This window comes from Pseudomonas syringae group sp. J309-1 (genome assembly GCF_032582135.1).
Lineage (GTDB): Bacteria > Pseudomonadota > Gammaproteobacteria > Pseudomonadales > Pseudomonadaceae > Aquipseudomonas > Aquipseudomonas quasicaspiana.
On record NZ_JAWHNU010000143.1, the window covers coordinates 1 to 559 of the forward strand.

At 63.0% G+C, this 559-nt stretch carries 1 protein-coding gene; it reads right to left on the reverse strand.

All coding sequences use genetic code 11. The annotated features are described in order from the left end of the window. Window positions 1-414, reverse strand: a 414-nt coding sequence (locus tag RX972_RS29140) for a hypothetical protein (protein ID WP_316880766.1), incomplete at its 3' end; no start/stop codon positions are given. Window positions 415-559 lie beyond the last annotated feature (145 nt).

The following is a 559-nucleotide window of genomic DNA, read 5'->3' on the forward strand; positions in this document are numbered from 1 at the left end:
CCATTGCGCAAAGGCCATGCCGACGAAACGAACGGCCTGGGTGCCAACCTCGCGGTAAATAGTCAGCTGGCGGTTGATGCCGGCCTTCTGGGTGTCGAAGTCCGCGTCGGTGATCGCGCCGGTGGCGGCGGCCACCTTGGACTTGATGTCCTTGTACTCGTCGATATTGGCGAGGAACGGGACCAGGAAGTCGAGAACCTGTTTGTCCTGGAACAGCTCGCCGACCTTGCCGGCCGCGCCGATCGCCTCCAGCTGCTGGCGCACATAGCCGAGCGCCTCCGCGCCTTCGAGCCCGTTCTGCTTGGCCTTCTTCATGAAGCCCGCGATCTGGGTTTCGTTGACGCCGGTCAGCTTGCCGATCTTCTGGATCACCGCCTCGATCGGGTTCATGCCCTTGGCGGCGGCGTCCTTCATGACGGCCTCGAGGTCGACGCCATGCTTTTCGAAGTTATTCTTCGTCAGCGGCGCCAGCGCCTTGTCCAGGAAGTTGGCCAGATTATTGGCAGCCGTGGCCGGATCTGCTGTGCCCTAGCGGCCAATCTGCAGGGCGGACGCCAAG